Raw genomic sequence first — 19,519 nt, forward strand, 5'->3', positions numbered from 1 at the left:
CCCGCTGGTCCCCCGGCGCTGTGGCTGGCCGCCGTCCTGGCCTGGGTCGCCGTCACCCCCGTCCGTCCGAAGGCCCGCCGTCAGCCCCGGCCGAAGGCGCGGCGGGATCCCCGGGCCGGCGCCACCGCGGCGGAACACGCCGGGCCTCGGCAGAGCACGGGGTGCAGGAGCCGGGCCAGCTCGGCCGGGCTGGAGACGGGTCGGGGGAAGGCGAGCCGGGCCCGGAGCCCGTGCCCGCGTGGGCCGAAGGCGACCGTCATGCCGTACCGGTCGAGGCGTACCACCCGAGGTTTCGGCTCGTCCGGGCTCGCGGGTGGCGGTACGACGTCCCCGAGCTGGCGCCGCAGGAACGCGGCGATCTCCGGTCCGTGGTGGTCGGCGAGGTCCGCCAACAGCTCCCGCTCCACCGGATGGAGCGGGTCGGGTTCGGCGGCGGCGTACTCGGCCGGCTCGACGTCGTACAGCACGCCGCCGCGCTCCAGCCGGATCTGCTCCGGCTCGAAGCGGTACAGGGTGAACTGGCGGCCGACGTCGAGCAGGTCGCCGACCGGCAACACCTCGGCGAAGTCGATGGCCGCCTGACGCGCCTCGGCGCCGGCGAGCGGCTCCGCCCAGCCGGAGATCCAGAGTCGACCCAGCGAGGGCGCGCCGGCGGCCGGTGGGAGGTCCCGTACGTCGAGCACCGTCGCCACCCCCGAGGTCCCGCCCCTCGGGCGCAGCGCGGCGGCAAGGTCGCTGACGATCGAGACGAGCAGCAGGACCCGACCGGCTGGATCGGTGGCGTGCCGCACCTGGTGCGGTCCGGGCCGGTAGGCGACCTGGGCGGTGCCGGCGAGCCGACCGACCGCCAGGGTACGGGCCACCTCCGCAGGGCTGGGCTGCATGACGTCGACCTCCCGCACATTAGCCTTACCTTAGTAAGGGCAGGCTAACCTAAAGAGTCGGTCACGTCCATCGGCCCCGATCGGCCCCCGCTCACCGGCACCGGCTCACCGGGTCTGCTCCAGCCAGGAGGCGTAGAGCAGGCCGTAGACCGAGTCCGGATCCCGGACCAGTTCCTCGTGCGGGCCGCGTTGCACGATGCGCCCCTTGTCGACCACGATCACCTCGTCGGCCGCCTGCGCGGTGGAGAGCCGGTGCGCGATCGCCACCGTGGTCCGACCCCGGGTCACCGCGTCGAGAGTGCGCTGGAGCCGTACCTCGGTGGCCGGGTCGACCGCGCTGGTCGCCTCGTCCAGCACCAGCAGATCCGGGTCGGCGACGTACGCCCGAGCCAGCGCGACCAGCTGCCGCTCCCCGACACTGAGCGCCTCGCCCCGCTCCCCCACCGGGGTCGCCAGCCCCGCCGGCAGCCCCGCCACCCAGTCACCGAGCCCGAGCTCGCCCAGCGCGCGCTCCAGATCCTCGTCGGTCAGCTCCGGGCGGCCGAACCGGATGTTCTCCGCCACCGTCGAGTCGAAGAGGAAGCCGTCCTGCGGCACCATCACGACCCGGGAGCGCAGCGAGGAGAACCGCACCCGATCCAGCGGTACGCCGGAGAGCCGCACCTGGCCGCTGGTGGGATCCATCAGCCGGGTGAGCAGCTTCGCGAACGTCGTCTTGCCGCTGCCCGTCTCCCCGACCACCGCCACCCGGGTCTTGGCCGGGATATCCACGGTGACGTCGACCAGCACAGGCGGGCCGCCGGGGTAGCGGTAGTTGACGTCGACGAAGCGGACGTCGATCGGCCCCGGCGGCAGGTCGAGGCCCTGCTCGCCCGGGTCCGCCACGTCCGGTACCACGTCCAGGACGTCGAGGACCCGCCGCCAGCCGGCGATCGCGTTCTGCGCCTCGTTGAGCACCTCGGTGGCGATCTGCACCGGCTGGATGAAGAGCGTGACCAGGAAGAGGAAGGCGGTCAGCTCGCCGATGCCGATCGAGCCGCCAACCCCCAGCCAGACCCCGATCAGCACGACCCCGGCCAGCGCCAGACCCGCCGCGATCTCCCCGGTCGAGAAGCTGGTCACGCTGATCCGGATCGCCCGCTGCTGGGCACGACGCTGTCCGTCGATGGTCTGGTCCAGGCGAGCGGCGGTCCGCGCGGCGACGCCGTACGCCCGGATCACCGGCGCGCCGACCACGCTCTCCGAGATCGCGGCGAGCATCGCCCCCATCCGCTGCCGGACCAGGCCGTACGCCGCGGCGAGGCGCCGCTGGAACAGCCGGATCACCACGACGGCCGGGGCGAAGGCGGCGAAGACCACGAGGGTGAGCTGCCAGGAGTAGACCAGCATCACGACGGTGGTGACCACCACCTGGCCCAGGCTGATCAGCAGGATCACGCCGCCCCACTGGAGGAACTGGGTGATCTGGTCCACGTCGCTGGTGACCCGGGAGACCAGCGCCCCGCGTCGCTCCGCCTGCTGGTGCAGCGTGCTGAGGTCGTGCACGTGCCGGAAGGCCCGGATCCGCACCCCGGCCAGGGCGGTCTCGCTGACCGTGAAAAGCCGGCGCATCATCAGGTAGCCGCAGAGCGTGGTCACCACCAGGACCGCGGCCGTCGTCGCCACCACCGTCGCCACCACGTCCAGGTTCGGGCCGCCCGGCGCGCGCAGCCCCCGGTCGATGCCCTGCTGGATCGCGACCGGCACCGCGGCCCGGCCCACCATCGACACCACGGCCAGCCCCAGGGTGCCGGCGAGCCCGGTCCGCAGTTCCGGCGAGAGCGCCAGGCCGCGGCGCAGCGTCCGCCAGGTGCTCTCCCCCGTCGCGGGGGAAGCCGTCGTGGTCATGCCCTCTCCTCGCCGCGCCCATCGGCGCCGTACGCGATGCCGGCGCGCCGGCCGGTCCGTCCGGTCACGCCCTCACCTCGCTCCGCTCCGTGTCCCGCTCGCGTTGCCGTTCCGCCTCGGCCCGCTCGTACGCGGTGACCAGGGCGGCGTACCCGGGGGTGCTCTCCAGCAGCGCCTGGTGCGTACCCCGGCCGACCACCCGCCCGTGCTCGACGTAGACCACCTCGTCGGCGAGGGCGATGGTCGCCCGCCGGTACGCCACCACCAGGATCGATGTGGCCGGCGAGAGCACCCGGACCTCGGACGAGCCCTCGGGTCGGCTCCCCGGCGGGGAGGACGCCGCGGCGGCCTCGCCCGGAGCCGGGTCGGCTCCCACCGGGGCATGCGGTGACACGTCTGCTGCCGGGTCGGCCGGGGGTGCCTCCGGTGGGTGCCCGGCTCCCTCGGTCCCGGCGGTCTCGGCGCGGGACGTCCGGTCGCCGCGGAGTGCGGCCAGGATCGCCGCCTCGACCCGCGGATCGACCGCGCTGGTCGCGTCGTCGAGCACCAGCAGCCGCGGTCGGCCGGCGAGCGCGCGGGCAAGGGTGAGCCGCTGACGTTGGCCACCCGAGAGCGAGGCGCCCCGCTCCCCCACCACGGTGTCCAGGCCGTCGGGTAGGGCGGCGACGAAGCCGTCGGCCTCGGCGAGCCGCAGCGCGGCCCAGACGTCGTCGTCGGTGATGCCGGGCCTGCCGAGGGTGACGTTCTCCCGGATGGTGTCGTCGAAGACAAACGGCACCTGCGCGACGAGGGCGGTGGAGGTCGAGAGGGAGTCGGCGGTCAGCGATCGGAGATCGACCCCGTCCAGCGTCACCCTCCCCGCGTCGGGGTCGACCAGCCGGACCGCGAGCGAGGCGATGGTGGACTTGCCGGAACCGGTGGGGCCGACCAGCGCCACCGTCCGTCCGGCGGGGACGGTGAACGACACCTCGTGCAGCACGGGCGTGCCGGCGGGTGCCGGAGCACCGGTCGGGGCCGAGTCCGGCGGCGCCGGGGCGGGAACCGGTGCGGCGGGTTCGGCGGCCGGTGGCGCCGGTTCCCCCGACACCGTGGTCGGGGTCGGTTCCGCCGCCGGTGGGTAGCTGAAGCTGACCCGGTCGAAGACCAGGGTGGCCGGGCGTTCGGCGTCCACGTCCAGCCTCGTGTCGCCGTACGGCATCTGGCCGGTGGCCGTGAGCACCGTCTGCAGGCGGTCCCAGCCGGCGACGCTGCGGGGCAGCTCGGCGAGGACCCAGCCGATCGCCCGGACCGGGAAGGCCAGCACCGTGAAGAGGAACGCGACGCTGACCAGTTCGCTGATGCTGACCGCACCCTGCCGCAACCGGACCGTGCCGATGATGAGCACGGCGAGGGTGCCGAGGCTCGGCAGCGTCTCCAGCATCGGGTCGAAGAGGCCGCGGAGCCGGCCGACGGCGATCAGCGCGTCCCGCAACTCGCCCGCCTGGGCCGCGAACCGCGCCGTCTCCCGGGCCTCCTGGCCCATGGTCTTGACCACCAGCGCGCCGTCGAAGCTCTCGTGGGCGATCGCGCTGACCTGCGCCCGCATCTGCTGGGCGCGGGCCTGCCGGGGCGCCATCCGCCGGGAGTAGACCACGTTCAGCGTGAAGAGCGCGGGAAAGATGGCCACCCCGACCAGGGCCAGCACCCAGTCGGTGACGAAGAGCGACACCATCGCGGCGACCAGCATCACCAGCGTGCCGACCGCGAACGGCAGCGGAGCGATCGGGAACCAGGCCGCCTCGACGTCCGAGTTGGCGTTGGAGAGCAGGGTCCCGGTGGCGTGCCGGTGGTGCCAGGCCAGCGGCAGTTCCAGGTAGCGACGGGTGACGCGGCGGCGGTACCGCGCCTGGAGGCGGTACTGCATGTAGCCGGCACCGATCCGCCGGCCGACCATCCCCAGCACCCGACCGAGGCTCACCGCCAGCAGCGCGCCCGCCCCGAGCAGCACCACGCCGAGGTCGGCCTCGCCCCGCTCGAACGACGGCACCACCACCCTGCCGACAACGGCGCCGACGACGTACGCGCTGGCGACGACGAGCAGGCTGTAGACGATGCTGCCGGCGGTCCCCGCGGCGAAGACCCATGGCTCGTCCCGGATGGCGTAGCCGAGGATCCGGATTCCTCTGATCAGTACGTCGCGGCTTGTCCTGCCCGCCACAGTCGTCCCCCGCCGTAAGTCTCTGTAGTCCAGATCATCCTTACCGATCGGACGCCGCCATGACGAACCGACGGGCTGACCGGAACCGGTCCGGACGGAGATTGTGTCGGCCGTCACAGGGCTCGGCGTGGCCGTACGGGACTACGCCTAGGATCACAACATGTCCCGGTACGCGGATGCGGAGCGCCACGCCCTCGCCGATCTCCTCCTGGACCGTGGCCCGGAGGCACCGACCATCATCCCCGACTGGTCGACCCGGGACCTCGCCGCCCACCTGGTGATGCGGGAGCGCCGGCCGGACGCGGCGGCAGGGATCCTGCTCCGGCCGGTGGCCGGGCACGCCGAGCGGGTCCGGCGGGCGATGGCGGCACGTCCGTACCCGGACCTGGTCGAGCTGGTCCGGCGACCGCCCCGGTGGAGTCCGCTGGGCCTGCCGCCACTCCACGAGCTGGCCAACCTCACCGAGTTCTTCGTCCACCACGAGGACGTCCGCCGGGCCGAGGCCGGCTGGCAGCCCCGGCAGCTACCCGAGGGGCAGCAGTCGGCGCTCTGGAAACGGATCCCCACCCTGGCCCGGATGTCGCTGCGCCGGTTCCCGGCCGCGCTGCTGGTGCAGGCGCCGGACCACGGCGAGGTCGCCACCGGGGCGGGCGGGTCGCAGGTCCGGCTGGTCGGTTCGCCGGGCGAGCTGACGATGTTCCTCTTCGGCCGGCAGCGGGTCGCCCGGGTCCAGGTGGTGGGCCCGACCGCACTCACCGACCGGCTGCGGACCGCGCAGCTCGGGGTCTGACCCACGCCAGCCGTGCAGCGACAGGAGCAGGATGCGCGCCATCGCCGCGGAGTCCCTGACCAGCCCACCCTTCCCCGCCCGGCTCAGCGGCCACGTCGGGGAGATCGGTGACCAGTCCCTGCGCTGGGCCACCGACCTCGGTCTGGTCGCCACCCAGGACGCCCTGCGCCGGCTGGTGCGGGCCAACGCCGCCGAGTTGGCCGGCCGGGCCTGCCCGGACGCCCAGCCGGAACACCTCCGCCTGCTCACCGACCTCTTCACCTGGTTGTTCGCCTTTGACGACACCTGCGACGACGACGGACTCGGCCGCGATCCGGCCCGGCTCGCCCCGGTCGTCGGGCGACTGCTCGACGTCCTGGACCTGCTGGGCGGCCCGGCGCCGCCGGGGTTGGCCGCCGTCGCCGGCCCCACCGGGGTCGCCCTGCACGACCTGTGCCGGCGGGTCCGCGGGCAGAACCTCCCGCACCTGCTGCTCCGGTTCACCGGCCAGATGCGCGACTACCTGCTCGCCCTCCTGTGGGAGGCGGCGAACCGGGAGCGGGCACGGGTCCCGGCGGTGGCCGAGTACCTCCAGATGCGGCGACACACCGGAGGTGTCCGGCCGAGCCTCACCCTGACCGATCTGGCGTACGGGGCCACCGGCGACGGGGTTCGCCGCACCGATCCGAGTGTGTCCACCCTGGACGATCTCGCCACCGACCTCGTCTGCTGGTGCAACGACATCGTCTCGTACGACAAGGAGCACCAGCAGGGCGGCGACGGGCACAACCTCATCGTGGTGCTGGACCGGGCGACCGCCGACCCGGAGCGGTCCGGGCTCGCGGACGCGGTCGAGCGGTTCAACGCCGCGCTGCGGACGTACCTGCGGGTGGAGGCGGATCTGCTGGTCGACGCGGACGCCGAGACGGTGCGCTTCGTCACCGCCCGCCGGTGCTGGATCCGGGGCAGCTACGACTGGTCGCTGAACGCGAGCCGCTACCACTGACGGGCTCGGCGGCCCGGTGACGCTGGGTCGCGCACGGCGCGGGCTACGCCCGGGCCTGGACCGGCACGCCGGCCCGGAGCCGCCCCGGGCCCGGGGGCGTGGTCGCGTCGGTGCCCCACTCCCGTACGCCGGTGCCGCGCGCGCCCGGCACGCAGGGGCCGTCGTGCCCCTCGCGCTCCCCGCACCGGCCACCACCAACGAGGAGGCGGTCGCAGAAGACCCGGTACCGCTCGTGCTGCGCGTCCTCGGCCGAGACCGTGACCTCGCCGGCGTCGAGTTCCGGAAGGAACGCCAGCGACTCGGTCAACATCGCGGCCAATTCGGTGGCGGCGTCCAATGTGGGTACGGCGACCCGGAGGTGGATGACGTGCCCGGGTGCCGCGTCGCCGCAACCGAATTCGTCCATGAAGGGTCCTTTCTCGCCCACGCCCAACCCGTCCGCCCGGGGCCGCACCACCGGCCGCCCCGCCGACGCCCCGATAGCTTAGAGACGGACCGGGAAAATCCGGGTTTGCCACTCCCGGAAAATCCACCGTCCGTGAGTTGATCAGCACGAAGAGCCAGGTCCGGCGCCGCGCCTCGGCCGAGCTGACCGGCCGGCCGGGCCGCCCCGGCACGAACCGGCACTAGCCGAGCCACGGGAACAGCCAATACCCTTCGGTAACCGCGATTTAACGTGACCCCCGTCACGCGACGATATCCGGAGGCTGCCCCCGCCATGTCTCTCGAGGTCCCCTACCGGTCCATCCCTGACATGTTCCTCCAACGGGTCTCGGCCACCCCCGATCGGAACGCGTTCGGCCACCCCGCCCCCGACGACTCCGGTCCGGTCTGGCTCACCTGGGCCCAGGTCGGCCAGCGCGCGAAGGCGATCGCCGCCGGACTGCGCGGCCTGGGCATCGACCACGAGGACCGGGTGGCGATCGTCGCCAACACCCGGCTCGAGTGGGTCATCGCCGACCTCGGGATCATGTGCGCCGGTGGCGCGACCACCACGGTCTACCCGACGACCGATCCGGAGGACACCACCTTCATCATCGCGGACTCCGGCTCGAAGGTCGTGATCGCCGAGAACCCCGCGCAGGCCGCCAAGCTCGCCGGGGCGAGTTTGCCCGAGGTGACCCACGTGGTGCTCATCGACGGTCCCGCGGACCCGGAGGCGACTCCCCCGCAGCTCACCCTCGCCGACCTCGAGGTACAGGGCACGCTTGCCCTGGAACGCGAGCCCGACCTCATCGACCGGGTGGTCCAGGAGATCACCCCGGACCGCCTGGCCACCCTGATCTACACCTCGGGCACCACCGGTCGCCCCAAGGGCGTCGAACTGCTGCACGCCGGCTGGTGCTGGGAGGGGGTGGCCCAGGCGGACCTGGACATCCTCCGCCCCACGGACCTGCAGTACCTCTGGCTCCCGTTGTCGCACTCGTTCGGCAAGACCCTGCTCTGCGGGGTGATCCACGTGGGGCTTCCCACCTATGTGGACGGCCGGTTGGACAAGCTCGTCGACCTGCTCGGGGTGGTCCGACCGACGCTGATGTGCGGCGCCCCCCGGATCTTCGAGAAGGTCTACAACCGCGCCGTCACGGCCGCCCAGACCGGCGGCGCCGCGAAGGCGAAGATCTTCGCCTGGGCGGTGCGGACCGGCAAGCGCAAGGTGGCGCGGGAGCAGGCGGGCCAGCCGGTCTCCGCCGGGCTGCGGATCAGCTACGCGGTCGCCCACAAGCTGGTCTTCAGCAAGCTCCAGGCTCGACTGGGCGGCCGGATCCGGGTGCTGGTCTCCGGCTCCGCACCGCTGAGCAAGGAGATCGCCGCGTTCTTCGCCGCCGCGGGCCTGCCGATCTTCGAGGGGTACGGCCTGACCGAAACCAGTGCCGGCAACTTCGTCAACCGACCGGGCCGGCTGAAGATCGGTACGGTCGGCCAGTGCCTCGGCGATCTCGAATGCAAGATCGACTCTGACGGGGAGATCCTGCTGCGCGGGGCACCGGTGATGCGCGGCTACCACAACCTGCCCGAGGAGACCGCGGCCGCGTTCACCCCGGACGGCTTCTTCCGCACCGGCGACATCGGCACGCTCGACGCCGACGGCTTCCTGACCATCACCGACCGGAAGAAGGACCTGGTCAAGACCTCCGGCGGCAAGTACGTCGCCCCGTCGGCGATCGAGGGCATGTTCAAGGCGCTGTGCCCGTACACCGCGCAGGCGGTCGTGATCGGCCAGGCCCGCAACTACTGCACGATGCTGGTCAGCCTCGACCCCGACGGCATCACGTCCTGGGCCGCCGGCGGCCCGCTCGCCGGGCGGCCGTACGCCGAGATCGTCGCCTCCCCGCAGGTACGCGCCATGGTCGAGGGCTACGTCGCGCAGCTCAACACCAGGCTCAACCGGTGGGAGACGATCAAGAAGGTCACCGTCCTGCCCCGGGAGCTCACCGTCGAGGACGGCGAGCTGACCCCCTCGATGAAGATCAAGCGGAACGTCGTGGAGGCCAACTTCGCCGCAGAGATCGAGAAGATGTACGAGGGAACCCTGGCCCAGCTCTGAGGACGCCGCCGCGACCCGGTGCGGCCGACCCGGCCGGCCGCGGCAGTGGCCGCCGTTCGCCGGCCGCGGGACCGTACCGTCAGCGGCGCCGCCTCACGCGATGACGGCGGGCTCCCGCCAGAACGGCCGGTCCGCCCGGTCGAGGTCGTACCGGACCGCCGCCAGCCGGCGTACCGCCTCGGTCAGCTCGGCGGGGGGCAGCGTGAACGGCAGCCGGAGAAACCGCTCCAGCGTGCCGTCCAGGCCGAACCGGGGCCCCGGTGCGATCCGCACCCCGACCCGCTCGGCGGCCCGGGCCAGCGCGCTGGCGATCGGCGCGTCCAGCTCCGCCCAGAGCGTCACCCCGCCCTGCGGTGGCCGGACCCGCCAGGCCGGTAGCTCGTCCCGGAGCACGGCCAGCAGGGCATCCCGCTGTGCGGTGAGCTGGGCGCGGCGGGCCGCGACGATCGTCTCGCGCTCGGCGAGCAGCCGTACCGCCACGAGCTGGTCCAGCACCGGGCCGGCCATGTCGACCCCGACCCGGGCCGCGGCCAGCCGCTGTACCTGCGGCGCGGAGGCGCGGATCCAGCCGATCCGCAGCCCACCCCAGTACGGCTTGCTCATACCGCCGATCGTGAACACCCGGGAGTGCCGGTCGAAGACCGCGGTCGGCGGCGGCATCTCGACCCCGTCCAGCGCGACGTCCACGAACGACTCGTCGACGACCAGGTCCGTTCCGGTGGTCTGGGCGGTCGCCACCACACGCTCGCGCAGCTCGGTCGGCATCAGGTGGCCGGTGGGGTTCTGGAACTCGGGAATCAGGTACGCCAGCCGGGGCCGGGTCTGCCGCAGTCCGCCGAGGAGCAGGTCGGCGTCCCAGCCCGCGCCCTCGGCGTCCAGGCCGTGCGTGGTGATCCGGGCACGCCGGGCGGCGAAGGCGGCCAGCGCGTTCGGATACGTCGGCGACTCGACCAGCACGCCCGCCCCGGCCGGCAGCGCGAGCCGCAGCACCAGGTCGAGGGCGTGCTGCACCCCGTTGGTGACCAGGATCTGCTCGGCGGAGGTCGGCAGCCCCCGCGCCGTGAACCGCGCGGCGATCATGGCCCGGAGTTCGACGATGCCGGTCGGGTGGTACCCGGCACCCCCGAGGTAGCGCGGCAGGTCGTCGACAGCGGCCCGGGCGGCGTCGGTCAGCTCGACCGGGGCCGCGAGCGCGGCGCACGCGAAGTCGATGACGTCGAGGTCGTCCAGCGGGGCCAGCATGCCGGTGCTGCCCACCCGGTGGCCGTTCGGCAGGGTGGTCCAGCTTCCGGCCCCACGCCGGCTGGTGATGTGCCCGGTCTCCCTGAGCGTACGGTAGGCGGCGGTCACCGTGGTCCGGCTGATCCCCAGCGCCTCGGCCAGTTCCCGTTCCGCCGGCAGCCGTACGCCGAGCGGCAACCGGCCATCGGCGAGGAGTCCGCGGACGGCACCGGCCAGCGCGGCGTAGTCGGGATCGCGGCGCCGCCCGGGTAGGGCATGCCACTGACCGAGCATGCGGGCCAGATGGGAACCACGGATCAGGCCACTCATCGCCACATCTCCCGGATCGGATCGTCATATCCCGAGGATTGGCCTTCAGAGTGGCATGCACGGCACCAGTTGGCAACCACAGGCTCCCCCGGTACCCCGCCCGGGAGCGCCGGGCCGGCGATCGGCGGCTCCCTCGCCGGCTCCTCCGGCCCTACGCCGGGCTGGTGCGCCACGGCGTCAGAGGCGTGTCGACGATCAGGCCTTCACCGCCGGCCCGGCCGAGACGGCGCGCACGACTCACCAGGCCGACGCCGTACCCACGCCGCGACGCGGACCCACACCGGGGCACCCGACGAACCCACCGCCACCATGCCACCACGGACTGTCCCTAGTGGACAGTGAATCCCCGGAACGGAGAGGAATGAACGCCTGGCGACCTTTCCGGCAGCGGACGGGACGCGGCATCATCTCTCCCATGGGGGATGAGGGAGGATGGCGGTGGTCCGACGCCTGGATTTTCGTCTCGCTGATCATCGCCGGCGGTGCCGGCAAACACCGCCGGTCGGCCCGCACCCGCCGACCCGAGGGTGTACGCCTCGCCGACGTGCTCTCCACCGCTGAACATCTCAACCGGGCCATCCCGGCCCGGCACGAGATCGAGGCGGCGATACGCCGCCTCGTCGGCGCGGGCCTGGTCACCGTCTCGGACGGCTGGTTCCGGGTCACGTCCGCCGGGGAACGCCTCTGGCGGACCCGACCGCACGGCGGAGTCGGCACCGTGGTGGAGACGATGCACGGGGTGCTGACCCGGCGGCACGCCCCCGGCAACTACGACTGGGTCCTGGACGAGGAGGAGCACGCCGCGGCGGTGCAGGAGTACGCCGCCCGGTTCATGCTGCCGACGCCCCGCCGCTCGCCGGAGAACAGCGGGTAGCCCGGGTTCCCCGGATGTCTCCCGCCCCGCCGGCGCGGCGCCCGGCCGGCTGACCCGGCCAGCCGACCCCGGATAGCGGTCCGGGCGACCACCGGCACGACGATCGGCGCGGGACCCCAGCCCACCAGCGAGCCGCTCCAGGCCGGACCACGCGTCACGCCGGCCACCCGATCCGATCAGCGGACCGGGTGGCCGGCGGCACGGAGCGCGTCCTTGACCTCGCCGATGCTCAGCTCACCAAAGTGGAACACGCTGGCCGCGAGCACCGCATCGGCCCCGGCGGCGACCGCCGGCGGAAAGTGGCTCACCGCCCCGGCGCCCCCGCTGGCGATCACCGGTACGTCCACCACCCGACGCACCGCCTCGATCAGCTCCAGGTCGAACCCGGCCTTGGTGCCGTCGGCGTCCATCGAGTTCAGCAGGATCTCCCCCGCACCCAGCTCGGCCACCCGCGCCGCCCAGGCGACGGCGTCAAGACCGGTGCCGCGCCGGCCGCCGTGGGTGGTCACCTCGAAGCCGCTGGCCGTGGTGACCCCGGCCGGCGACCGCCGCACGTCCAGCGAGAGGACCAGCACCTGCCGACCGAACCGCTCGGCGATCTCGGTGATCAGCTCCGGCCGCGCGATCGCGGCGGTGTTCACCCCGACCTTGTCGGCGCCGGCCCGCAGCAGCCGGTCGACGTCGGCCACCTGCCGGACACCACCGCCGACGGTGAGCGGGATGAAGACCGACTCGGCCGTACGGCGTACCACCTCCAGCATGGTGCCGCGGTCGTCGGACGAGGCGGTGACGTCGAGGAAGGTCAGCTCGTCGGCGCCGGCCTCGTCGTACGCCGCCGCCAGCTCCACCGGGTCACCCGCGTCCCGCAGGTCGACGAAGTTGACCCCCTTGACCACCCGGCCGGCGTCCACGTCGAGGCAGGGGATGACCCGTACCGCCACCGTCATGCGTCGAGCCTATCCGGCGCGCGGGTCACGCCTCGGCCAGCACGGCGAGCGCCTCGGCGACGGTGAACGCACCCGCGTAGAGCGCCTTGCCGGCGATCACGCCCTCGACCCCGATCGGCTCCAGGGCGGCGAGCGCCCGGAGGTCATCGAGGGTGGAGACGCCACCGGAGGCGATCACCGGAGCGGAGGTCCGGGCACAGACCTCACGGAGCAGGTCGAGGTTGGGACCGCGCATCGTGCCGTCCTTGGTGATGTCGGTCACGACGTACCGCGCCGCCCCCGCCTTGTCCAGCCGCTCCAGCACCTCGAAGAGGTCGCCGCCGTCGCGGGTCCAGCCCCGGGCCGACAGGGTACGGCCGCGCACGTCGAGCCCGATCGCCACCCGGTCGCCGTACTCGGCGACGACCCGGTCGCACCACTGCGGATTCTCCAGCGCGGCGGTGCCGATGTTGACCCGGGCCGCCCCGGTCGCCAGGGCCGCCGTCAACGACGCGTCGTCCCGAATCCCGCCGGAGAGCTCGACGTTCACGTCGAGCCGACCAACCACCTCGGCGAGCAGTTCCGCGTTCGACCCCCGACCGAACGCGGCGTCGAGGTCGACCAGGTGGATCCAGGTGGCGCCGTCGCGCTGCCAGGCCAGCGCCGCCTCCAGCGGGTCGCCGTAGCTCGTCTCGCTACCAGCGGCGCCCTGGACCAGGCGGACCGCCTGGCCGTTCGCGACGTCGACGGCGGGGAGCAGGGTGAGGCTCAACGTGATCTCCTCGAAGAGTCGGGCGGAGGATGGTCAGGTACGCCGGCCCAGGGCGATCACCACGACGGCCGGCAACGCCAGCAGCACCAGGACGATCAGGCCCAGCCGCAGCGCCAGGTCGTCGACGAGCAGCCAGATACCACCCAGGGCGACCAGGGAGAGGACGGCCACCCCGGCCCGCTCGCCCCGGCTGCGCCGCGGAAAGATCCGCCCCGTACGCCGGTCCGGAAGCCGGGGCGTGAGGCGGCGCAGCAGGGCCCGGCGACGCTGGCGCCGCGCCACGGCCCGGGCCCGCGCCGCCCGGGCCCGCTCGGCCTCGGCGAGCCGGGCGGCCCGCCGCCGGGCCCGTTCCCGGCTCATCGTCGGCCTCCCCTCACAGCGTCGCCAGCCAGTTGGTCAGCAGCAGCCGGCCGGTGTCGGCCGACTTCTCCGGGTGGAACTGGGTCGCCGACAGCGGCCCGCGCTCCACCGCCGCCACGAACCGCGACCCGTGCTCGGCCGTGGCCGCCAGCGCACCGGCCGACGCCAACGCGGTCAGGTCGGTGGCGGCGTAGGAGTGGACGAAGTAGAACCGCGAGCCGGCCGGCAGGCCGGCGAAGAGGGTCGAGCCGGCCGGCGCGTCGACGCTGTTCCAGCCCATGTGCGGCACCCGCCGGGCGGCCAGCCGGGTCACCCCGCCGGGCAGCAGGCCGAGCCCCTTGGTGACCACCCCGTGCTCCTCGCCGTACTCGAAGAGCACCTGCATGCCGACGCAGATGCCGAGCACCGGACGGCCGGCGGCGACCCGCTCGGCGATGACCGGACCGGCCTTCAGCGCCTCGATCCCGGCCATGCAGGCGGCGAAGGCACCGACCCCGGGGACCACCAGCCCGTCCGCCGCCGCCGCCGCGGCGAGGTCGTCGGTGACCGTCACCTCGGCGCCGGCCCGGGCCACCGCCCGCTGGGCCGAGCGCAGGTTGCCCGAGCCGTAGTCGAGCACCACCACCCTCGGCGCGGTCATCAGGAGTCCCCGGGAATCAGCCAGAGTACCCCGCCCGTGGTGGCGAGGACGGCGAGCAGGCCGACCAGCCAGAGCGCCCCCCGGGGCGCGCCCTGCCGGTGCAGCGACCAGGCCCCGCCGATCAGCGTCCCGCCGAGGGCGAACAGGGCGATCGGGAGCACCGCCTCCATCAGAGCAGTCCCTTGGTGCTGGGAACGGCGCCCCCGGATCGCGGGTCGATCGACACGGCCTCGCGCAGCGCCCGGGCGACCGCCTTGAACTGCGCCTCCACCACGTGGTGCGCGTCGGGGTGGCCACCGGGGCGGGCCGCCCGCAGCACCGAGACGTGCAGCGTCAGCCGGGCGGTCTGGCCGAACGACTCCCAGATGTGCCGGGTCATGCTGGTCGGATAGACCGGACCGATGTACGGGGCCAGCGGCGGTTCGTCGTGCACCACGTACGGCCGCCCGGACAGGTCGACGGCGGCCTGCACCAGCACCTCGTCCATCGGAATCGTCGCCGAGCCGTACCGCCGGATGCCGGCCTTGTCCCCGAGCGCCTGGTCGAACGCGGTGCCGAGGGCGAGCGCGGTGTCCTCGATGGTGTGATGGGCGTCGATCTCCAGGTCGCCGACGGTCTGCACGGTCAGGTCGAAACCCCCGTGCCGGGCGATCTGGTGCAGCATGTGGTCATAGAACCCGACCCCGGTGGCGATCTCGGCGTTGCCGGAGCCGTCGAGGTCGAGTTCGACCAAGACCTTGGTCTCGGCCGTGGTCCGCTCGACCCGGGCGGTTCTGCTCACGGTAGGACCTTTCGTTGGGGAGGGCGCAGGTTCAGCATGCCAGGGCGGGCCGGGTCGGCATCACCCGGGACCGGGCCCGACCGACCGGTCGGCGGGCGCACCACCAGCGGTTACGGCCGGACCGGCAGACGCGGCCGGGCCGGCGCCGGACGCGGCCCAGGCGTCCAGGGCGGCCAGGAAGGCGTCGGTCTCGGCCGGCGTGCCGGCGGTGACCCGCAGCCAGCCGGGCAGGCCGACGTCGCGGACCAGCACACCGCGGTCGAGCAGTGCCCGCCAGGCAACCCGCTGGTCGCCACCGACCTCGAAGAGCACGAAGTTCGCGTCGCTGTCGGCCACCCTCCAGCCCCGGGCCCGCAGCGTCGCCACGATCCGGTCCCGCTGTTCCACGATCGCCGCGACGGTGCCGAGCAGGGTGTCGCGGTGGGCCAGCGCCGCCCGGGCCGCGACCTGGGTCAGCGCCGAGAGGTGGTACGGCAGCCGGACCAACTGCACCGCATCCACCACGGCCGGGTCGGCGGCGAGGTAGCCGAGGCGCCCGCCGGCGAAGCCGAACGCCTTGCTCATCGTCCGGGTCACCACCAGCCGGGGATGGTCGGGGAGCAGGGCCAGCGCGGTGGGCGTACCGGGGCGGGCGAACTCGGCGTACGCCTCGTCCACCACCACCATCCCGGGAGCCTCGGCCAGCACCGCGGCGAGCACCGCCGGGTCCAGCGCCGTACCGGTCGGGTTGTTCGGTGAGCAGAGAAACACCAGGTCGGGACGGTACTCCCGGACCTGCGCCACGGCGTGCTCGACGGTCAGGGTGAAGTCGGCGCCGCGACGACCGTCCCGCCACGCGGTGCCGGTGGCGGTGGCGAGTAGCGGATGCATGGAGTACGCCGGGGTGAAGCCGAGCGCACTCCGCCCCGGACCTCCGAAGACCTGGAGAAGCTGCTGCTGGATCTCGTTGGAGCCGTTCGCCGCCCAGACGTTGGCGACCCCCAGCCCGTGACCCAGATAGTCGGCGAGGTCGGCGCGGAGCGCCACCGCGTCCCGGTCCGGGTACCGGTTGAGGTCGCGCAGTTCGGCGGCGATCGCCTTGCCGATCGCCTCCACCACCGGCTCCGGGACCGGATAGGAGTTCTCGTTGGTGTTCAGCCGGACCGGCACGTCGAGCTGGGGCGCGCCGTACGGCGTGCGGCCCCGCAGCTCGTCCCGGATCGGCAGGTCGTCGAGGCTGGTCACGCCGACGCTCCCGCGGAATCGCCGGCGGGTCGGGGCGCGAACCGGGCCAGGACCGCCTGACCGTGCGCGGGCAGATCCTCCACCCCGGCCAGGGTCACCACGTGCGCCGCGGTCTCCCGCAGCGCCGGCTCGTCGTACTCGACGATGTGGATGCCACGCAGGAACGACTGCACGGAGAGGCCGGAGGAGTGCCGGGCGCAGCCGCCGGTGGGGAGGACGTGGTTGGATCCGGCGCAGTAGTCGCCGAGCGACACCGGGGCGTACGGCCCGACGAAGATCGCGCCGGCGTTGCGGACCCGCATCGCCCACTCCCGGGCGTCCCGGGTCTGGATCTCCAGGTGCTCGGCGGCGTACAGATCGACGACCCGCAGCCCCGCCTCGAGATCGTCCACCAGCACCGTGCCGCTCTGCGGCCCGGAGAGGGCGGTGCTGATCCGGTCGGCGTGCTTGGTCTCCGGCACCTGCCGCCGCAGCTCCCGGTCGACCGCGTCGGCGAGCACCACCGACGGGGTGACCAGCACGCTCGCCGCGAGCGGGTCGTGCTCGGCCTGGCTGATCAGGTCGGCCGCGACGTGCACCGGGTCGGCGGTGTCGTCGGCGAGTATGGCGATCTCGGTCGGGCCGGCCTCGGCGTCGATCCCGACCACCCCGCGGAGCAACCGCTTGGCGGCGGTGACCCAGACGTTGCCCGGACCGGTGATCAGGTCGACCGGGTCGCAGCGGTCGGACCCGTCGGCGGCGGTCGCCGCGCCGTAGGCGAGCATGGCGATCGCCTGCGCCCCGCCGACCGCGTAGACCTCGTCGACGCCGAGCAGCGCGCAGGCGGCCAGGACCCGGGCGTCGGGGAGGCCGCCGTTCTCCGGCTGCGGCGGGCTCACCACCGCCAGCGACCCGACACCGGCCGTCTGGGCCGGCACCACGTTCATCACCACGGTCGACGGGTACACGGCCAGGCCGCCCGGCACGTACAGGCCGACCCGGTCGACCGGAACCCACCGCTCGGTCACGGTGCCGCCCGGAACGACCTCGGTGGTGACGTCGGCGCGGCGTTGGTCGGCGTGCACCCGACGGGCCCGGGCGATGGACTCGACCAGCGCGGCCCGCACCTCCGGCTCGAGGGCCGACTCCGCTTGGGCGATCGCCTCGGCCGGCACCCGGAACCGGTCCAGCAGGACCCCGTCGAAGCGGTGCGTCAGATCCCGGATCGCGGTGAACCCATGCTCACGGACCGCCTCGACGATCGGGCGGACCTGCTCCGCCGCGGCGGTGACGTCAAGCTGGGCGCGGGGCAGCACCTGACGGGGGTCCCGTCCGCTGCCACGCAGGTCGATCCGGTTCAACACCCTTGGGAGTCTATTCGTCGTCCCGGCCGGCCGGCCCGCTCCGTCCAGCGGGCGGGACGGTGAGCCGGACCACGGTGCCGCCGGCCGGCGCGGGGCACACGCCGGCCCGGGATGCCGGGATACGCGCCGGGAGCACGGCCGCGGGATGCATGGTCGGGGCCGGACGGCCGGACCGGTCGGCGGCGACCACGACCGGTTAGGCTCGTCCGGTGGGTGTGCGGCTACCGGTATTCCCGCTCGAGACGGTGCTCTTTCCCGGCCTGGTGCTCCCGTTGCACATATTCGAGCAGCGCTATCTCGAACTGATCCGCCACCTGATCGCGCTACCCGAGGGGACGCCCCGGGAGTTCGGCGTCGTCGCGATCCGCAGCGGCGGCACGGCACCGGTCGTCGCCGGCCCGGCCGGGAACGGTCCCGGCGAGGAGGATCCGGGCGACGACGGGCCGACGAGGTCACCGGCGGGCGCCACGGCGACCCCGCCGGCCGTCGCGCTGCACGAGATCGGGTGCACGGCCGAGCTTCGCCAGGTGACCGAACTGCCGGACGGACGGCTCAACGTGGTGACGGTGGGGCGGCGTCGATTCCGGATCACCAACATCGACCACGAAACGACGCCGTACCTCACCGCCGACGTGGAGTGGCTGCCCGAGCCGGCCGGTCAGGAACAGGACGCCGACCTGCTCGCGCCCCGGGTCCTCGCCGTCTTCCGGCAGTACCTCGCCCTCATCCGGAACGACCCGGAGGAGTCCGCCGAGCAGTTGCCGGACGACCCGACGGTGCTGTCCCACCTGGTGGCGGCCACCGCCGCGCTGACCCTGGCCGACCGGCAGCGGCTGCTGGCCACCCCGGACACCGCCGGCCGGCTCCGCGCGGAACTCCGGCTGCTCAACCGCGAGGCGGCGCTGCTTCGTCACGTCCGGGCGGTGCCGGTGCCGCTGGCGGAGCTGGCGGTGCCGCTGAGCCCCAACTGACCGGGCCCGGCCCGGGTTCCGCCGGCTCGGCCTCGGGCCGCAGGCCCGGATACCGCGACCACCCGGCCAGCAGGGTGTAGACCACCGCCGCGCCAAAGGCCGGCACCAACAGGTCCTGGATGGCGGGGACGAACCCCAGCACCTCCGTGTACCGCCCACCGTGCAGGTCCGGCGGCTTGGTGAAGCTCGCCCCGGCCGGGGCGCTGTGCAGCAGGCGCTCATACCCGGACAGGCCGATCCGCCGACCCACCTGCCAGGCCAGCGTGGCGGCGCCGAGCATCCCGGCCACCACCACGACCATGCCGACCGGCCCCCGGTAGCGGCGGAGCAGCACCCAGGCCGCGACCGCGGCCAGGACTCCGAGCACGAAGCCGAGCAGGCTGAACCACCCGTCGGCGGCGATGAACTCTTCCGGCTGCGGCTCGGCGAGGACCGCCCCGTCCTCGGTCTGCAGCACCGGCACCCCGGGCGCCACCGCCGCCCAGAGCAGGCCGAACGGCAGACCCAGCAGGATCAGCACCAGCAACGACCCGAGGTGGACGCCGAGCGCCCGCCGCCACGACGGCCGCGGCGGGGGCGTGGCCCGCCCACCGCTCGGGCCGGTTGCCCCGGGTTCGGGAACGGTGCCCGGAGACGCCGGCGGGTCAGCCGGTGCCGTATCCGACGGGCCCGGCACCGGCGGGCCGGCCGGGGGCACGGGCGTGCCCGCGGTCCGCTCCCCGCCCGCCGATCCGGCCACCGCGGCCGACGCGCCGCCGGACAGGCCCGCGGCCGGCGTGTCCCCGGACA

Annotated in this window: 19 protein-coding genes; 5 read left to right on the top strand and 14 right to left on the bottom strand. The window is 73.9% G+C overall.

Annotated features, from left to right (window positions below; genetic code table 11):
- Positions 1-80: 80 nt before the first annotated feature.
- From EF879_RS16360 to EF879_RS16375, 3 genes are all read right to left on the bottom strand, one after another.
- On the bottom strand, positions 81-884 hold the full coding sequence (locus EF879_RS16360; protein ID WP_123559511.1) for a DUF2470 domain-containing protein: 804 nt from the start codon (positions 882-884) through the stop codon (positions 81-83).
- Between the two features lie 105 nt (positions 885-989).
- Positions 990-2,771, bottom strand: coding sequence for an ABC transporter ATP-binding protein (locus tag EF879_RS16365; protein ID WP_123559513.1), 1,782 nt, complete (start codon positions 2,769-2,771; stop codon positions 990-992).
- 64 nt (positions 2,772-2,835) lie between these two features.
- Entirely contained in the window at positions 2,836-4,968 is a 2,133-nt protein-coding gene (locus EF879_RS16375) for an ABC transporter ATP-binding protein (protein ID WP_233604518.1), read from the bottom strand.
- 160 nt (positions 4,969-5,128) lie between these two features.
- On the opposite strand from EF879_RS16375, the gene EF879_RS16380 reads away from it, so the two are divergent.
- Positions 5,129-5,758 carry a TIGR03085 family metal-binding protein gene (locus EF879_RS16380; RefSeq protein ID WP_123559515.1) on the top strand — a complete coding sequence of 210 codons (630 nt, stop codon included), beginning with the start codon at positions 5,129-5,131 and terminating at the stop codon, positions 5,756-5,758.
- Positions 5,759-5,789: 31 nt separating this feature from the next.
- The gene (locus tag EF879_RS16385; protein ID WP_123559517.1) at positions 5,790-6,743 is read left to right on the top strand and encodes a terpene synthase; all 954 of its coding nucleotides are present in this window, start codon (positions 5,790-5,792) and stop codon (positions 6,741-6,743) included.
- A 43-nt stretch (positions 6,744-6,786) separates the two neighbouring features.
- Here the strand turns inward: EF879_RS16385 and EF879_RS16390 are convergent, their stop codons facing one another.
- Positions 6,787-7,149: a hypothetical protein gene (locus EF879_RS16390; RefSeq protein WP_233604551.1), complete on the bottom strand. Its 363-nt coding sequence runs from the start codon at positions 7,147-7,149 to the stop codon at positions 6,787-6,789.
- A gap of 312 nt (positions 7,150-7,461) precedes the next feature.
- Here EF879_RS16390 and EF879_RS16395 point away from each other — a divergent pair, with 312 nt between their 5' ends.
- The gene (locus EF879_RS16395) at positions 7,462-9,288 is read left to right on the top strand and encodes a long-chain fatty acid--CoA ligase (protein ID WP_123559519.1); all 1,827 of its coding nucleotides are present in this window, start codon (positions 7,462-7,464) and stop codon (positions 9,286-9,288) included.
- Positions 9,289-9,381: 93 nt separating this feature from the next.
- Here the strand turns inward: EF879_RS16395 and EF879_RS16400 are convergent, their stop codons facing one another.
- Positions 9,382-10,839 (bottom strand): PLP-dependent aminotransferase family protein, encoded by a 1,458-nt coding sequence (locus EF879_RS16400; RefSeq protein ID WP_123559521.1) that lies wholly within the window; start codon positions 10,837-10,839, stop codon positions 9,382-9,384.
- Between the two features lie 415 nt (positions 10,840-11,254).
- Between EF879_RS16400 and EF879_RS16405 the strand changes: the two genes are divergently transcribed.
- A complete protein-coding gene (locus tag EF879_RS16405; protein WP_123559523.1) occupies positions 11,255-11,713 on the top strand; it encodes a hypothetical protein in 459 nt (152 codons plus the stop codon).
- Between the two features lie 176 nt (positions 11,714-11,889).
- On the opposite strand, the gene hisF is transcribed toward EF879_RS16405, so the two are convergent.
- Genes hisF through hisD form a run of 8 tightly spaced genes read right to left on the bottom strand, consistent with a single transcriptional unit; the run spans position 11,890 to position 17,759 of the window.
- Positions 11,890-12,660: an imidazole glycerol phosphate synthase subunit HisF gene (hisF, locus tag EF879_RS16410; protein ID WP_123559525.1), complete on the bottom strand. Its 771-nt coding sequence runs from the start codon at positions 12,658-12,660 to the stop codon at positions 11,890-11,892.
- 25 nt (positions 12,661-12,685) lie between these two features.
- Positions 12,686-13,411: a bifunctional 1-(5-phosphoribosyl)-5-((5-phosphoribosylamino)methylideneamino)imidazole-4-carboxamide isomerase/phosphoribosylanthranilate isomerase PriA gene (gene priA / locus EF879_RS16415; RefSeq protein ID WP_123559527.1), complete on the bottom strand. Its 726-nt coding sequence runs from the start codon at positions 13,409-13,411 to the stop codon at positions 12,686-12,688.
- 33 nt (positions 13,412-13,444) lie between these two features.
- A complete protein-coding gene (locus tag EF879_RS16420) occupies positions 13,445-13,771 on the bottom strand; it encodes a hypothetical protein (protein WP_123559529.1) in 327 nt (108 codons plus the stop codon).
- Between the two features lie 13 nt (positions 13,772-13,784).
- The gene (gene hisH, locus EF879_RS16425; protein ID WP_123559531.1) at positions 13,785-14,411 is read right to left on the bottom strand and encodes an imidazole glycerol phosphate synthase subunit HisH; all 627 of its coding nucleotides are present in this window, start codon (positions 14,409-14,411) and stop codon (positions 13,785-13,787) included.
- A complete protein-coding gene (locus tag EF879_RS27690) occupies positions 14,411-14,581 on the bottom strand; it encodes a hypothetical protein (protein WP_199736468.1) in 171 nt (56 codons plus the stop codon). Before EF879_RS27690 ends, hisH begins: the two co-directional genes overlap by 1 nt.
- Entirely contained in the window at positions 14,581-15,192 is a 612-nt protein-coding gene (hisB, locus tag EF879_RS16430) for an imidazoleglycerol-phosphate dehydratase HisB (protein WP_123559533.1), read from the bottom strand. Before hisB ends, EF879_RS27690 begins: the two co-directional genes overlap by 1 nt.
- 60 nt (positions 15,193-15,252) lie before the next feature.
- Entirely contained in the window at positions 15,253-16,416 is a 1,164-nt protein-coding gene (locus EF879_RS16435; protein WP_123559535.1) for a histidinol-phosphate transaminase, read from the bottom strand.
- The gene (hisD, locus tag EF879_RS16440; RefSeq protein ID WP_123559537.1) at positions 16,413-17,759 is read right to left on the bottom strand and encodes a histidinol dehydrogenase; all 1,347 of its coding nucleotides are present in this window, start codon (positions 17,757-17,759) and stop codon (positions 16,413-16,415) included. Before hisD ends, EF879_RS16435 begins: the two co-directional genes overlap by 4 nt.
- A 209-nt stretch (positions 17,760-17,968) precedes the next feature.
- Here hisD and EF879_RS16450 point away from each other — a divergent pair, with 209 nt between their 5' ends.
- The gene (locus EF879_RS16450; protein WP_123559541.1) at positions 17,969-18,730 is read left to right on the top strand and encodes an LON peptidase substrate-binding domain-containing protein; all 762 of its coding nucleotides are present in this window, start codon (positions 17,969-17,971) and stop codon (positions 18,728-18,730) included.
- Here EF879_RS16450 and EF879_RS16455 read toward each other — a convergent pair.
- Positions 18,645-19,427 carry a DUF2567 domain-containing protein gene (locus EF879_RS16455; protein WP_123559983.1) on the bottom strand — a complete coding sequence of 261 codons (783 nt, stop codon included), beginning with the start codon at positions 19,425-19,427 and terminating at the stop codon, positions 18,645-18,647. The genes EF879_RS16450 and EF879_RS16455 overlap by 86 nt on opposite strands.
- Positions 19,428-19,519: the final 92 nt, after the last annotated feature.

It is taken from the genome of Micromonospora sp. HM5-17, assembly GCF_003762835.1.
Taxonomy (GTDB): domain Bacteria; phylum Actinomycetota; class Actinomycetes; order Mycobacteriales; family Micromonosporaceae; genus Plantactinospora.

Coding starts and splice junctions, on each gene's coding strand:
- EF879_RS16395 (WP_123559519.1), top strand. CDS start 7,462: ATGTCTCTCGAGGTCCCCTACCGGTCCATCCCTGACATGTTCCTCCAA.
- EF879_RS16365 (WP_123559513.1), bottom strand. CDS start 2,771: ATGACCACGACGGCTTCCCCCGCGACGGGGGAGAGCACCTGGCGGACG.
- EF879_RS16360 (WP_123559511.1), bottom strand. CDS start 884: ATGCAGCCCAGCCCTGCGGAGGTGGCCCGTACCCTGGCGGTCGGTCGG.
- EF879_RS16400 (WP_123559521.1), bottom strand. CDS start 10,839: ATGAGTGGCCTGATCCGTGGTTCCCATCTGGCCCGCATGCTCGGTCAG.
- EF879_RS16385 (WP_123559517.1), top strand. CDS start 5,790: ATGCGCGCCATCGCCGCGGAGTCCCTGACCAGCCCACCCTTCCCCGCC.
- EF879_RS16380 (WP_123559515.1), top strand. CDS start 5,129: ATGTCCCGGTACGCGGATGCGGAGCGCCACGCCCTCGCCGATCTCCTC.
- hisF (WP_123559525.1), bottom strand. CDS start 12,660: ATGACGGTGGCGGTACGGGTCATCCCCTGCCTCGACGTGGACGCCGGC.
- EF879_RS27690 (WP_199736468.1), bottom strand. CDS start 14,581: ATGGAGGCGGTGCTCCCGATCGCCCTGTTCGCCCTCGGCGGGACGCTG.
- EF879_RS16420 (WP_123559529.1), bottom strand. CDS start 13,771: ATGAGCCGGGAACGGGCCCGGCGGCGGGCCGCCCGGCTCGCCGAGGCC.
- EF879_RS16390 (WP_233604551.1), bottom strand. CDS start 7,149: ATGGACGAATTCGGTTGCGGCGACGCGGCACCCGGGCACGTCATCCAC.
- EF879_RS16405 (WP_123559523.1), top strand. CDS start 11,255: ATGGGGGATGAGGGAGGATGGCGGTGGTCCGACGCCTGGATTTTCGTC.
- hisH (WP_123559531.1), bottom strand. CDS start 14,411: ATGACCGCGCCGAGGGTGGTGGTGCTCGACTACGGCTCGGGCAACCTG.